Here is a 12737-nt window from a genome sequence, read left to right as displayed (position 1 = left end):
GGCGGTCCCCCACATTCTGTCGTCGTTACTCAAAACCGCCGCCGCGGGTCCATCCTGGGAGGAGAGGCGATCACCATGCGTACCGGTAATGAACCGATGACCGCACGTAGCCCGCTGCGCCTGCGGCTGTGCCTGAGTCTATGGGGCATGGCCTGGGCGGTCTTCGGCCTGACAGCCTTCAGCCTGGTCGACCGCCCGGGTTGGGCCGCGGCCTGCGGTCTGCTCCTGCTGCTGACACTGGTGGATCTGGCAGTGATCGTCCACCACATCCACCAGGGGCCGCACTACCAGCCGGGCCGCAACATCCCCCCGTACGAACCGGATCACGGTGGACGCGGCCGGTACGGGCACTGAGCTCCGGGTCCCGGCGCGGGGGCTCAGTCATCAGGGACAGGAATCTGGGGCAGGTCGGTAGGGGCAGACGTCGATGCCGCACAGCCCCGGCCCGCGTACGGGCGCGCCTGCATCACCGCTCCACGGAACCGGATCCGGCCCCGATCGAAGCCGCGTAGGGCCCGCCCTGAGAGCCGTGATCCTCATGGACGGGACCGTGGCGTCAGCCGTCCGTGCCGAAGCGGGCCGCCCGCAGATACTCCGGGTTCGGGTCGAGTGCGGCGGCCAGCCGGAAGTGACGCACGGCCTGTTCTGAACGGCCGGAGCGCTGGGAGGTACGGGCCAGCGCGAAGTGCGCGAACGCGTTGTCCGGTTCGCGCTCGAGGACGAGTTCGAATTCCAGCTCGGCCGGGCGCAGTTGGGCGGCGGCGAAGAAGGCGCGTGCGCGCAGCAGACGGGCGGCCGTGTTCTCCGGATGGGCCGCGATCACCGAGTCCAGCAGTTTGACCGCGCCCCGCGGGTCGCGCGCGGCCAGCAGGCCTTCGGCCGCGCGGAAGTCGATGACATGGGTTTCCGGGGTCCTCTCGGGCACGGTCGCATCCTTCCCGTCGTCAACCCGTTTCCAACGTCCGGCCGGGTGCCGGTATTCCGGTCGGTCGACCGGCCCGCGGCGGCCCGCCGTGTCAGTCCCGTCCGGAGGCGGCAGCGGCCCGCTGTGTCAGTTCCTCCCAGACCTTGCGGACCTGTGGCTCCAGCGCCTCCAGCGGTCCGTCGTTGTCGACGATCAGATCGGCGACGGCCCGTCGCTGCTCGCGGGTGGCCTGCGCGGCCATCCGGGCGCGGGCCTCGGTCTCCGTCATGCCGCGCAGCCGGACGAGCCGGTCGAGCTGGGTCCCGGGGGCTGCGTCCACGACGACGACCAGGTCGTAGAGCGGGGCGAGTCCGTTCTCGGTAAGGAGGGGGACGTCGTGGACGACGACGGAGTCGGGGCCCGCAGCCCGCTCCAGTTCGGCGGAGCGGGCGCCGACCAGCGGGTGGACGATCGCGTTGAGCGTGGCGAGCCGGCCGGCGTCGGAGAAGACGATGGAGCCGAGCTTCGGCCGGTCCAGGGTGCCGTCGGCGGTGAGGACGCCGTCACCGAAGGCCTCGACGACGGCCGCGAGTCCGGGGGTTCCGGGCTCGACGACCTCGCGCGCGATCCGGTCGGCGTCGATCAGTACCGCTCCGTACGAGACGAGCAGTCGTGACACTTCGCTCTTGCCGGCGCCGATTCCGCCGGTCAGGCCCACTTTCAGCATGGTCGAGAGATTAGCGCCGCCTGCGGGCGCGGTCATGGCCCGGTCACACCGTCCGGGCCGGCGGTCAGCCGTCGCCCTCCCGCTCGGCGAGGAACCGTTCGAATTCGAGGCCGATCTCGTCGGCGGACGGCAGATCGACCGGTTCCGCGACCAGGTTGCCGCGCGTCTCGGAGCCCGCGAGCGCGTCGTACTGGTGCTCAAGCCCCTCGACGAGCGAGACGAGCTCCTCGTCTCCCTGGTCGATCTGGCGGTCGATCTCCGTCTGCGTGCGGTGGGCCTCCGTGCGCAGGGAGTGCGCGATGGCCGGCAGAACCAGGCCGGTCGCGGCCGTGATCGCCTCCAGTGCGGTCAGCGCGGCGTCCGGGTACGCGGAGCGGGCGACGTAGTGCGGCACATGGGCGGCGACGCCGAGGACGTCGTGTCCGGCCTCCATCAGCCGGTACTCCACCAGTGCCTCGGCGGAGCCGGGGACCTGCGCCTCGTCGAAGGGGCTGCGGTGGCCGGGCATCAGGTCCGTGCGGTTGCCGTGCGGCGTGATGCCGACCGGCCGGGTGTGCGGGACGCCCATCGGGATGCCGTGGAAGTTGACGGCGAGACGCACCCCCAGCCGCTCGACGATCTGCTCGACGGCGGAGGCGAACCTCTCCCACTCCACGTCCGGCTCGGGCCCGGAGAGCAGCAGGAAGGGCGCCCCGGTGGCGTCCTGGACCACCCGGACGTCCAGCGTCGGGGTCTCGTACGCCGCCCAGCGGTCACGCCGGAAGGTCAGCAGCGGGCGCCGTGCGCGGTAGTCGACGAGCCGGTCGTGGTCGAAGCGGGCCACGACCTGGTGCGGCAGTGTCTCGAGGAGGCCGTCCACGATCTGCTCGCCGGTCTCACCCGCGTCGATGTACCCCTCCAAGTGGTAGAGCATGACCAGGCCGGCCGACTCCTGGGCGAGCGCCATGTCGACGACGGCCAGGCCCTTCGGCTCCCATTCGTACAAACTCTGCGGATCAGGCACGGTTACCGCTCCTCCTCGTGTTCCTGGGGAAGAACGCCCGGCGGGGCACAGGCATTCCCGGCCTGTGCCCTTTCACAGGGTGGTCACGCCAGAACACAGGCGTGGAGTGCGGTGACCGCCTGCCGTGCGTAGGTGAACGCTCCGTGCTGCCAGGCACCGGTGTGGCCGAGGCAGTCAGCGGCGAAGTGGAACCGGACCCCGGACACGAGTGAGGCCCGCTCCCCGAAGGGAGCGGGCCTCACCGTCAACTACTGCAGCCGATGACCGGCCGGAGGGTCAGAGCGTCAGCTCTGGCCGCCCGCCAGCTTCTCGCGCAGGGCAGCCAGGGCCTCGTCCGACGCCAGCGCGCCGGACGTGTCCGCGGACTCCGAGGAGTACGAACCGCCGCCGGCACCGGAGGCAGCCGGGGCGCCACCGGCCGGGGCGGCAGCGCCCTCGGCAGCAGCGGCCTCGTCGGCCTCGCGGGACTTGATGACCTGGGCGCGGTGCTGCTCGAAGCGCTCCTGCGCCTCGGCGTACTGCGTCTCCCACGCCTCGCGCTGGGTCTCGTAGCCCTCGAGCCAGTCGTTGGTCTCGGGGTCGAAGCCCTCGGGGTAGATGTAGTTGCCCTGGTCGTCGTAGGACGCGGCCATGCCGTACAGGGTCGGGTCGAACTCGACCGAGGCGGCGTCGGCGCCGAACGCCTCGTTGGCCTGCTTCAGCGAGAGGCTGATGCGACGGCGCTCGAGGTCGATGTCGATGACCTTGACGAAGATCTCGTCGTTGACCTGGACGACCTGCTCCGGGATCTCCACGTGGCGCTCGGCCAGCTCGGAGATGTGGACCAGACCCTCGATGCCCTCGTCGACGCGCACGAACGCACCGAACGGAACGAGCTTCGTGACCTTACCGGGAACGACCTGCCCGATCTGGTGCGTACGGGCGAACTGCTGCCACGGGTCTTCCTGCGTCGCCTTGAGCGACAGCGAGACGCGCTCGCGGTCCATGTCGACGTCGAGAACCTCGACGGTGACTTCCTGGCCGACCTCGACAACCTCGGAGGGGTGGTCGATGTGCTTCCAGGAGAGCTCGGAGACGTGCACGAGACCGTCGACGCCACCGAGGTCCACGAAGGCACCGAAGTTGACGATCGAGGAGACGACGCCGGAGCGGACCTGGCCCTTCTGCAGGGTCGTGAGGAAGGTCTGACGGACCTCGCTCTGGGTCTGCTCGAGCCAGGCACGGCGGGACAGGACCACGTTGTTGCGGTTCTTGTCCAGCTCGATGATCTTGGCCTCGAGCTCCTTGCCCACGTAGGGCTGGAGGTCGCGGACACGACGCATCTCGACGAGCGACGCCGGGAGGAAGCCGCGGAGGCCGATGTCGAGGATGAGACCACCCTTGACGACCTCGATGACGGTACCGGTGACGATGCCGTCTTCTTCCTTGATCTTCTCGATGGTGCCCCAGGCACGCTCGTACTGAGCGCGCTTCTTCGAGAGGATCAGGCGGCCTTCCTTGTCCTCCTTCTGGAGAACCAGGGCCTCGATCTCGTCGCCGACCTTGACGACCTCGTTCGGGTCGACGTCGTGCTTGATCGAGAGCTCGCGGCTCGGGATGACACCTTCGGTCTTGTAACCGATGTCGAGGAGAACCTCGTCCCGGTCAACCTTGACGATGACACCGTCAACGATGTCGCCGTCGTTGAAGTACTTGATCGTCTCGTCGATCGCCGCGAGGAACGCGTCCGCGTCGCCGATGTCGTTGACCGCAACCTGCGGAGTGGTGGCGGTGGTCTCGGTGCTGCTCGTCATGTGGGAAAGGGCTCCGGTACGGACAGTGAGTCGTAGGTACTGCTACGCCGAGAGCCCGTATCGCCTCTGCAGAAGCCGGACAGCCGAGGAAGCGCCCGACCCGGTGAGCGGGAGGCGCCTCGTGAACCGAGGGGACATACAACAGACGCAAGCGCGGCCTGCTAGGTCTGAGGCGCGCAGGCTCGCAGCGCAACTTGTAGCATACGGGGGCAGCCGGGCAGGGTCAATGCGCGAAGGCGCACACGGGGGACACAAGGGCCCATACCCGGCACAATTCATGTTCCCCGAGGCCACATCGGTCCCGGCCGTGTCGCGTGAGTACGGTTCCGTACTCACAGGTATCCCCAGGTACGCACCGCGTGCGGTGGGGTGAAGGCAAACTACAACGACGGACACGATGAGCCAAGAGAGCTACACCACCGAACCGGAAGCGACCCGCCGCAGCGCCGGCGAAGCGGAGAGCAGCCGGGCAAGTCGCGGCTGGTGGGACCGGAACGCCGACGAGTACCAGAGCGACCACGGCGCCTTTCTCGGCGACGACCGTTTCGTCTGGGGCCCGGAGGGTCTCGACGAGGCCGAGGCCGGCCTGCTCGGCCCCGCGGAGTCGCTGAGCGGCCTGGACGTCCTGGAGATCGGTGCGGGCGCGGCGCAGTGCTCGCGCTGGCTGGCCGCCCAGGGTGCCCGTCCCGTCGCCCTCGACCTGTCCCACCGCCAGCTCCAGCACGCGCTGCGGATCGGCGACGAGGTGCCCCTGGTGGAGGCGGACGCCGGGAAGCTGCCGTTCCGGGACGGCTCCTTCGACCTGGCCTGCTCCGCGTATGGCGCGGTGCCGTTCGTCGCCGACCCCGTACAGGTCTTCCGCGAGGTGCACCGGGTCCTGCGCCCGGGGGGCCGCTGGGTCTTCTCGGTGACGCATCCGATCCGCTGGGCGTTCCCGGACGAGCCTGGGCCCGAGGGCCTGTCCGTCGCGGCCTCCTACTTCGACCGCACCCCGTACGTCGAGCAGGACGAGCAGGGCAACGCCGTGTACGTCGAGCACCACCGGACCGTGGGCGACCGGGTGCGGGACGTGGTGGCCGGCGGGTTCCGTCTGGTCGACCTGGTCGAGCCGGAATGGCCCGACTGGAACCACCAGGAGTGGGGCGGCTGGTCCCCGCTGCGCGGAAACCTGATCCCGGGCACGGCGATCTTCGTCTGCGTACGGGACTGACGGCCTCCCCCGCGACAGGGAGTGGATGGGCGAGCGGCGTCATGCGGCTTCGATGGCGAGGCGGAGCAGGGAGTCGACGCGGAGCGTCGGTGACCGACGACACCGCCGAAGGGGGCGCCTCCCTGCTCGAGCGAAGCCGAGAGCTTGGGGGAGCAGTCGCAGGGCGCCGGGAGCCCACTCCCTACCGCGGGGGGAGGCCATGAGCTCCGGCCGGCACGGCTGAGAGCCTGTCGGGTGACCTTCGATCGGAGAGCGGACGCGGCGTGGTGCGTGCGATTCCAAGGCGCCGGGATGGCCTCGTAGCGGAGCTACTAGGGCATTTCGGCAACGCCGGAAGCGTGCGTGCCACGCCGTGACCGCCCGATCAGAGGTCGCCCGACAGGCTCTGAGCCCTGGTCGTACGCGACCGGCCGCTCCCGACGTACGGGTCCGGGCACCCGTCGTACGACACTGGGGGCGTGATCCGTACCGACGCCCTCGAGCGGCTGCCCGTCCGTACCGCCGTGCCCGCGCTCCGGCAGGCGCTCGACGACCGGGGTGTCGCGGTGCTCTGCGCACCGCCCGGCACCGGCAAGACGACGCTGGTCCCGCTGATCCTCGCCGGCCTGGTCGGCGGCGGCCCCGCGCGCCGCGTGGTGGTCGCTGAACCGCGCCGGATCGCGGCCCGCGCGGCGGCCAGGCGCATGGCGTGGCTCCTCGGGGAGCAGACCGGGGAGCGTGTGGGGTTCACGGTCCGCGGGGAGCGTGCGGTGGGGCGCGACACGGTGGTGGAGGTGGTGACCACCGGTGTGCTCCTGCAACGGCTCCAGCGCGACCAGGAGCTCGCCGGGGTCGATGCGGTGATCATCGACGAGTGTCATGAACGGCATCTGGACGCGGACACGGTCGCCGCCTTCCTCCTCGACGTACGGGAGGCGATCCGGCCCGACCTGCGGCTGGTCGCCGCGTCGGCGACGACGGACGCGGAGGGGTGGGCGCGGCTGCTCGGCGATGCGCCGGTGGTCGAGGCGCAGGGCGTGTCGCACCCGGTGGAGGTGGTGTGGGCGCCGCCGGTGAGGCCGGTCGGGCCGCCGCACGGGATGCGGGTCGACCCGGCTCTGCTGACGCATGTCGCCTCGGTGGTGCGCCGGGCGCTCGCCGAGCGGGACGGCGACGTGCTGTGCTTCCTGCCCGGGGTCGGTGAGATCGGCCGCGTGGCGGGACAGCTGGCGGGGGTGCCCGCGGAGGTGCTGCAGGTGCACGGGCGGGCACCGGCGGCGGTGCAGGACGCGGTGCTGGCGGGCTCGTCCGAGCGGCGCCGGGTGGTGCTGGCGACCTCCGTCGCGGAGTCGTCACTGACGGTGCCGGGGGTGCGGATCGTCGTCGACTCGGGCCTGGCCAGGGAGCCGCGTACCGATCATGCCCGCGGGCTGAGTGCGCTGACGACCGTGCGGGCCTCGCAGGCCACCGGGAGGCAGCGGGCGGGCCGGGCGGGGCGTGAGGCGCCGGGCGCGGTGTACCGGTGCTGGGAACAGGCGGCGGACGGGCGGCTCGCCCGGTTCCCGTCACCGGAGATCAAGGTGGCCGATCTGGCGGCGTTCGCCCTGCAGGCGGCCTGCTGGGGCGATCCGGACGCGTCGGGGCTGGCGCTGCTCGACCCGCCGCCCGCCGGTGCGATGGGGGCGGCCCGCGAGGTCCTGACGGCCGTCGGCGCGGTGGACGCGGTCGGCCGGGTGACCGACCGGGGCGTACGGATGTCACGGCTCGGCCTGCACCCTCGGCTCGCCCGCGCGCTGCTGGACGGCGCGGCCGAGGTGGGCGGGCGCCGGGCGGCGGAGGTGGTGGCGCTGCTGAGCGAGGAGCCGCCGCGCGAGTACGGGGACGACCTGGCGGTGGCGCTGCGTACCGCCCGGCGGGGCGGCGACGGCTACGCGGCGCGCTGGCGGCAGGAGGTACGGCGGCTGTCGTCGTCCCTGGAAGGCGCCCGCGAGGGTTCCGGCACGGATGATGCCGCCGTCGGCCTGGTCGCCGCGCTGGCGTTCCCGGAGCGGGTGGCGCGAGCCCGCGGCGAAGGAACGTTCCTGATGGCGTCGGGGACGGGCGCGGAGCTGCGGGACGGCTCGCGGCTGCGCAGCGCACCCTGGCTGGCCGTCGCGGTCGCTGACCGCCCGGCGCACGCGGCGTCCGCACGGGTGCGGCTCGCAGCCGTCATCGACGAGGACACGGCGCGGCCGGCCGCCGGGCATCTGCGGTTCGCGGGCGAGGAGGTCAGGTGGGACGGCCAGGACGTGGTGGCCCGCTCCGTGGAACGCCTGGGCGCTGTCGAACTGTCCGTGCGCGCGCTGAAGCAGCCGGACCCCGCACTGGTGCGGGCAGCGCTCGTCGACGGGTTGCGGCGCGAGGGGCTCGGCCTGCTGCGCTGGACCCGGGAGACCGAGCAGCTGCGCGAGCGGCTCACCTTCCTGCACCGGGAGCTGGGGGTCCCGTGGCCCGATGTGTCGGACGTCGCGCTCCTGTCGCGTACCGAGGAATGGCTGGAGCCCGAGCTGTCACGGGCCCGCCGCCGCTCCGACCTGGCCCGCATCGACGCCGGGCAGGCGTTGCGGCGGCTCCTGCCGTGGGCGACGGGCGAGGCGGCCCGGCTGGACGAACTGGCGCCCGAGCGGATCGAGGTGCCGAGCGGGTCCCGGATCCGGGTCGAGTACGGCGGGGCGCAGCCCGTGCTCGCGGTGAAGCTCCAGGAGCTGTTCGGTCTCACCGAGACACCGGAGGTGGCCGGGGTGCCGGTCCTCGTGCACCTGCTCTCCCCCGCCGGCCGCCCGGCGGCGGTCACCGCCGATCTGGCGTCGTTCTGGCAGGACGGATACCGGGCGGTGCGGGCGGAGCTGCGCGGCCGCTATCCGAAGCATCCGTGGCCGGAGGACCCGACGACGGTCACGGCGACCCGGTACACCTCGGCGCGGCTCAGGCGGGAGTAGGCGCCGGATCCGGGGTGGCTGTGCTCGCCGCCTCCGGCTCCCGGCCGCCCGGCCGCCGGGACCGTGCCTCCAGCCACAGCGCGAGCGCCAGCAGACCGGCGGCAAGGATCAGGAATCCCCGGGGCAGGTACGAGGTGAGCAGCAGGATCAGCACACGCTGGGACGAGACCAGTGCGACGGTGGACTCGATGTAGTCCTCGCGCATCTTCACGTGTCCGGCGAACGCGGTGACCGTGTCCTCGGGCATTCCCATCGCCTTCGCGTTGCGCAACTCCTCCTTGTGGATCTCCTCGCCGTTGACGGGCGCGCCGGTGACCGGGTCGACCCAGAACATCCGCTTGGTGGTGTACCAGCGGGTCATGCCCGTCCTGGCGACCTGCGCGGCGGTCACGCCCTCGATGGGCATCTTCTTCGGCATCGGGACCTGGGTCCACGGAATCGTCTGCTCGAAGTAGTAGACGTCCATGCCGCGGAACGTCCGGGTGCCCCTGTAGTGGATCGGCGAGCTGGTGCGGGTCTGGGCGTCGAAGTACTCGTAGTCGCGTTTCTCGGTGAGGAACGGCCATTTGAACTCGATGCCCCCACGCTCGACGGGGTCGCCGTCGACGCTCTCGCCGGTGGCGTGGACGGGGGCCTGGCTGTGCGCGTCGAAGATGTAGCGCTCGGGGATCTGCGAGACCATCGCGCCGTTCGGGTCGGCCACGTAGCTGAGGGTGTCCCAGACGACGACGTCGCGGCCGGCGCTGCGCTCGATCTTCTCGGACTCCTCCACATTTCCCTTGAGGGTCTGCACGATGGTGACCTTGGGGACCTGCTTGACCTTCATGCCGTCGTTGGAGTCGAGGAGCGTGGCGGGCTTCGCCTCCAGAACCATCTCCTGGTACTGGCTCGGCGGGATCTTCGCCAGCCTCGGGAAGGCGTACCAGCGCAGCAGTGGCGACAGGGCGGCGAAGAAGACGGCGAAGGCCAGGAGTACGAGTCCGGCTCGGCGGCGCATGGCGCCCTCCCTCTACTTCTTGGGTCCGGGGACGGTGGTCAGCAGGGGCTTGGGCGAGGTCTCGCCGGGTGGTGCGCCGATCGCGGTGACCGTGAACACGAGGGCGAGGGCCGCGGCCAGCCCGATGGCGGCGGCGATGACGGCACGCATGCTCGGCCTCCCGGAGAGCAAAGATCTGACGGAGCGTCAGGATTGGGGCACCGTAGCAATGGAGACGCGAGATGAGAACACGTGAAGCAGCCCCTGTGCCGGGTGGTGGCACAGGGGCTGCTTGAGGACGCGGTACGGGTCCGGGGCTGCGTCAGGCGGCGGGCGCCTCGACGTCGAGCTCGATGACGACGGTGGCGCCGCCCTCGGTGGTCAGGCGGAGCCTGTACGTGCCCGTGGCGTCGTCGGCGTAGATCTTCGGGAGCGTCAGCGTGCCGTCGGCGCCGGTCTTCAGGTCCGTCAGGGTGCGGACCGTGTTGCCGTCCGCGTCCTTGAAGTACGGGCCCTTGTCGTTCTCCACCGGCGCGTCACCGTCGGTGATCATCGTCGCGGTGACGGCGACACCGGACGCGACCGCACCCCGGTATGTCGCCTTGACCGCGACGGTGTCGGCGAACTCGGCGCCGGGGGCGGCGGTCAGTGCCTTGCCGTCGGTCCTGGCGATCTCGTCGGCCTGCCGGGCCGTCACGGTCGCGGTGTACAGGACAGCCGGCAGCGAACGTCCGGTGGCGATGGCCCGGACCATGAACCGGCCCGTCTTCTCGCCCGCTTGCAGCACCGGAGCCGTCACCGTGCCGTCGGCACCGGTGGCCAGGGTGACCGAGCTCTTCCCGCCCTCGAAGCGGGCGTCGGTGTCACCGGCGATGGTGAATGTGACGGACACCTTGGCGAGCGGGCCGCCCAGACTGTTCTTCGCCCGCACCTTGATCCGTTCGGCGAACGCGTCGCCCGCGGTGGCGGTCAGCTTGCCGGTTCCCGCGTTCTCCACGGCGCCGAGGGTCTGCCCCGGTGTCGGCTTGGGACTCGGCTCGGGGCTCGTCGAACCGCCCCCCGGCTTCGAAGGCTTCGGGTCCGGCTTCGGATCCGGCTTCGGGTCCGGCTTCGGGTCCGGCTTTCGGCTCGGGGGCGGGGTCGGCGACGGCGACGTGCCGGGGTTCGGGCTCGGGTCCGTACCACCGCCGAGGGGCGGCGGGACGACGCCGCTGCCGTCGGGGACCTCGTGCGTGCCGCGCCTGTAGTAGTCGAACCAGGAACGGACCGTACGGAGGTATTCGTTCGAGTGGTTGTAGCTGAGGACCGCCCGGTCGAGATCGGCCGCCACCGCCAGGTCGCGCGACCCGGCGCAGAGATAGTGCCCGGCGGCGAGCGCCGCGTCGTAGATGTTGTTGGGGTCCTTGCGGCCGTCGCCGTTGCCGTCCTGGCCCCACGTCGCCCACGTCGACGGGATGAACTGCATCGGGCCGACCGCACGATCGTGCGTCGAATCCCCGTCGTACGCCCCGTTGTCGGTGTCCTTGATCATGGCGAAGCCCTGACCGTTGAGGACCGGACCGAGAATCGGGGAGAACGTGGTGCCGTTCGCATCGACCCGGCCGCCGCGGGCCTGGCCGGACTCGACCTTCCCGATCGCGGCGAGGAGCTGCCACGGCAGCCGGCAGGCCGCGTCGGTGTCCGCGAGAGACCGCTCGGCCTTCTTGTACGCGGCCAGAACCGAAGCCGGTATGCCCGATTGCGCACTGCCGGTGATCGGCAGGTTCGTCGACGTACCGGGCTTGTTGGGGCTGACCAGCGGGGGCAGGTCCGTGTAGTACGGCGAGTTACCGGTGGCCACGGGGTCGTCGGACGATGTGGAACCGGCGGCCGGCTGGTCACCACCGGTGTCGCCGCCGGCCGATGCGAGTACCGCACCGGGGCCTTGCGAGGCGGCGAGCGCCGCCACAGCAACTGCGGCCACCGCAGTGGTGGTCGCCCCCCGGCGCAGTCGACGGCCGAATTGCGCTGCCATACGTCTGGTCCCTCCCCGTCGACGGCTGCCCGCGCTCCCCAGCGCAAGGACTCAGGCGACCCTACGGCAACTTGTGCCGCTCGAACACAGTGACCTGACCGCTTCTTACCGGTATTTCACGTTGTGGACCGCAAGTTGTACGACGGGCGTCGCCTGTGCATCGCAAGAACACCGGATCAGCGCCGTCATGCTCACGCATACTTGCCGCCATGCCGTTCACGCTGAGCCACGCTGCCGCCGTCCTCCCGGTGATCCGCCGGAACGGCACCGCGCGCGGACCGCTCCTCGCCTCGGCGCTCGTCGCCGGTTCGTTCGCCCCCGACATGACGTACTACGCGGACACGGCGATCCCGGGGGCGATGGAGTTCGGAGCGGTCACCCACGCGGTATGGGGCGTGTTCACGGTGGATGTCCTGATCACCGCGGCCGTGGTGGCCCTGTGGCTGCTGCTGTGCGAACCACTGGTGGCACTGCTCCCGCAGCGCCGGCAGGGGCGCGTGCACACCTTCGTACGCGGAGAACGGCGCGGCCCGTGGGCGGTGCGCGACGGTGCGTGGTTCGTGCTGTCGGCGGTCCTCGGGGCGGGCAGCCATGTGGTGTGGGACGCGTTCACCCATCACGACCGGTGGGGCACCCGGCTGGTACCGGTACTGGGCGAGAGCGTCGGCGGCTTTCCGGTGTTCCAGCTTGTGCAGTACGGCAGTTCGGCCGTGGCGCTGACCGTCCTCGCCTGGTTCACCGTGTCGGGGCTGCGGCGGACCGGAACCCGGCCCGCCCCGCCGTCCGTACCCGTCCTCGACCACCGGGACCGGTGGTACGCGGGCGCCCTGCTGAGCCTCTGCGCGCTGCTCGGCATCGTCCACCGGTGCGCCCGCTGGTACGCGCACTTCGGGCACATCGACACACCACTGGACATCATCCCCACCGCCTGCTTCGGCGCCGGAGCCGGCCTCGCCGTCGGACTGGTGCTGTACGGGGTGTGGATCCGCCTCCGGGAACGGAGGCAGAACCGGCCGCCCACCGGGGCCGAAAATCCCGGCCGCCGGACGGACCTGGTAGCTAGTAGGGCTTTGTTAGGTTCTGTGGTGGGGTTCGGGTGTCGGGGCAGGTTGGCCGCATATGGAGCAGGCGCCGGTCCAGGTGGCCAGGAGGG

The 12737-nt window shown here is 71.3% G+C and carries 12 protein-coding genes; 4 read left to right on the top strand and 8 right to left on the bottom strand.

The window, feature by feature from the left end:
* The first annotated feature begins 75 nt into the window (after positions 1 to 75).
* Positions 76 to 354 (top strand): DUF6343 family protein, encoded by a 279-nt coding sequence (locus ACGFSA_RS12180; protein ID WP_393303211.1) that lies wholly within the window; start codon positions 76 to 78, stop codon positions 352 to 354.
* 202 nt (positions 355 to 556) lie between these two features.
* Here the strand turns inward: ACGFSA_RS12180 and ACGFSA_RS12175 are convergent, their stop codons facing one another.
* The 5 genes from ACGFSA_RS12175 to rpsA form a co-directional block, all read right to left on the bottom strand.
* On the bottom strand, positions 557 to 925 hold the full coding sequence (locus tag ACGFSA_RS12175) for a tetratricopeptide repeat protein (RefSeq protein ID WP_393303209.1): 369 nt from the start codon (positions 923 to 925) through the stop codon (positions 557 to 559).
* A 91-nt stretch (positions 926 to 1016) separates the two neighbouring features.
* Positions 1017 to 1631: a dephospho-CoA kinase gene (coaE, locus tag ACGFSA_RS12170; protein ID WP_393303207.1), complete on the bottom strand. Its 615-nt coding sequence runs from the start codon at positions 1629 to 1631 to the stop codon at positions 1017 to 1019.
* Positions 1632 to 1695: 64 nt separating this feature from the next.
* Positions 1696 to 2634, bottom strand: a complete 939-nt coding sequence (locus tag ACGFSA_RS12165) for a PAC2 family protein (protein WP_393303205.1) — start codon at positions 2632 to 2634, stop codon at positions 1696 to 1698.
* An 83-nt stretch (positions 2635 to 2717) separates the two neighbouring features.
* Complete coding sequence (locus ACGFSA_RS12160) at positions 2718 to 2840, bottom strand: hypothetical protein (protein WP_393303203.1); 123 nt, start codon at positions 2838 to 2840, stop codon at positions 2718 to 2720.
* Positions 2841 to 2918: 78 nt separating this feature from the next.
* Positions 2919 to 4427: a 30S ribosomal protein S1 gene (gene rpsA / locus ACGFSA_RS12155; RefSeq protein WP_266986848.1), complete on the bottom strand. Its 1509-nt coding sequence runs from the start codon at positions 4425 to 4427 to the stop codon at positions 2919 to 2921.
* Between the two features lie 397 nt (positions 4428 to 4824).
* On the opposite strand from rpsA, the gene ACGFSA_RS12150 reads away from it, so the two are divergent.
* Positions 4825 to 5637: a class I SAM-dependent methyltransferase gene (locus ACGFSA_RS12150; protein WP_393303200.1), complete on the top strand. Its 813-nt coding sequence runs from the start codon at positions 4825 to 4827 to the stop codon at positions 5635 to 5637.
* A gap of 458 nt (positions 5638 to 6095) precedes the next feature.
* Positions 6096 to 8594 carry an ATP-dependent helicase HrpB gene (gene hrpB / locus ACGFSA_RS12145; protein WP_393303198.1) on the top strand — a complete coding sequence of 833 codons (2499 nt, stop codon included), beginning with the start codon at positions 6096 to 6098 and terminating at the stop codon, positions 8592 to 8594.
* On the opposite strand, the gene ACGFSA_RS12140 is transcribed toward hrpB, so the two are convergent.
* From ACGFSA_RS12140 to ACGFSA_RS12130, 3 genes are all read right to left on the bottom strand, one after another.
* Positions 8581 to 9591 (bottom strand): DUF3068 domain-containing protein, encoded by a 1011-nt coding sequence (locus ACGFSA_RS12140; protein ID WP_393303196.1) that lies wholly within the window; start codon positions 9589 to 9591, stop codon positions 8581 to 8583. The genes hrpB and ACGFSA_RS12140 overlap by 14 nt on opposite strands.
* Before the next feature lie 12 nt (positions 9592 to 9603).
* Positions 9604 to 9741, bottom strand: a complete 138-nt coding sequence (locus ACGFSA_RS12135) for an SPW_0924 family protein (RefSeq protein ID WP_266986840.1) — start codon at positions 9739 to 9741, stop codon at positions 9604 to 9606.
* 151 nt (positions 9742 to 9892) lie between these two features.
* Complete coding sequence (locus ACGFSA_RS12130; protein ID WP_393303194.1) at positions 9893 to 11584, bottom strand: lytic transglycosylase domain-containing protein; 1692 nt, start codon at positions 11582 to 11584, stop codon at positions 9893 to 9895.
* Positions 11585 to 11793: 209 nt separating this feature from the next.
* On the opposite strand from ACGFSA_RS12130, the gene ACGFSA_RS12125 reads away from it, so the two are divergent.
* On the top strand, positions 11794 to 12737 hold a 944-nt coding region (locus tag ACGFSA_RS12125; RefSeq protein ID WP_393303192.1), incomplete at its 3' end, for a DUF4184 family protein.

The organism is Streptomyces sp. NPDC048496, from assembly GCF_043200055.1.
Lineage (GTDB): Bacteria > Actinomycetota > Actinomycetes > Streptomycetales > Streptomycetaceae > Streptomyces.
This window is presented reverse-complemented; position numbering and strand designations above follow the sequence as displayed.